This is a genomic window from Alcanivorax sp. HI0083, assembly GCF_001635175.1.
Map to the genome: position 1 here is coordinate 1 of NZ_LWFX01001645.1, position 851 is coordinate 851.

Annotated in this window: 2 protein-coding genes; one reads left to right on the forward strand and one right to left on the reverse strand. The window is 61.1% G+C overall.

What is annotated here, in order from left to right:
- On the forward strand, positions 1–248 hold a 248-nt coding region (locus A3754_RS24210; RefSeq protein WP_156497200.1), incomplete at its 5' end, for a transposase.
- Positions 249–498: 250 nt separating this feature from the next.
- Here A3754_RS24210 and A3754_RS24215 read toward each other — a convergent pair.
- Positions 499–851 (reverse strand): DALR domain-containing protein (locus A3754_RS24215; protein WP_369817647.1); only part of this gene is annotated, 353 nt, incomplete at its 5' end.

Below are 851 nucleotides of genomic sequence, written 5' to 3' on the forward strand. Positions count from 1 at the left end.
CCTCGGGCAGTTCGGTCAGGCACGCGCCGCGGCTCTCGAAGAATGGCGACCCCGCGTTGCGGCAAAAGTTATACATGGGTGCCGTTGTGGCGATGCGGCATAACCCCAGCATTCGGCGCCAATATCAACGGCTGTGTGCTGCAGGCAAACGAAAGATGTCAGCGCTGGGCGCGGCCATGAGAAAACTGGTGCACATCGCTTACGGCGTGCTGGCGCACCAGAAAGAATATGAACCACAGCCCGTTTGAGAGGGGTTGTGGTTCATTGGGAGAGACGGTATCTACACGCTGGTCCATTGGTTCTACGAAGCTGCTGTAGGAGATCCCTTCCAGGGGGCGAACCGAGCGCAGCGAGGAAATCGCCCGGGAGGGCGATCAGGCGTTCCTGATCCGCCCGGTTTTCCCGGATGGAAACCGCTGTTGCTTCGCCCGGTTCGCACCCCGAGAGGAGCTCCTGCAGCCGGGGAAAACCAACAACGTGCTGCGTGCCGCGTCTCTTTTACCGACTCCAGCGGGTGCCTTCGCGGGTGTCTTCCAGTTGAATGCCGGCGTCGGTGAGTTGCTGGCGGATTTCGTCGGCGCGGGTGAAGTTCTTGTCCTTCTTGGCCTGGGTGCGCTCGGCGACCAGGGCGTCGATGTCGTCGTTGCTGAGGCCATCTTCGCTCACGTTCTTGTTCTGGAACCAGGCAGTGGGCTCCACGGTGAGAATACCGAGCAGGTCGGCGCCGGCCAGTAATTCCGCTTTCAGTTTCGGCTTGTCCGCCAGCTCGGCCTTGTTCAGTTCGCCGGCGATGGCATGCAGGGCGCTGACCGCTTCCGAGGTGTTCAGATCATCTTTCAGCGCTTCCAGCA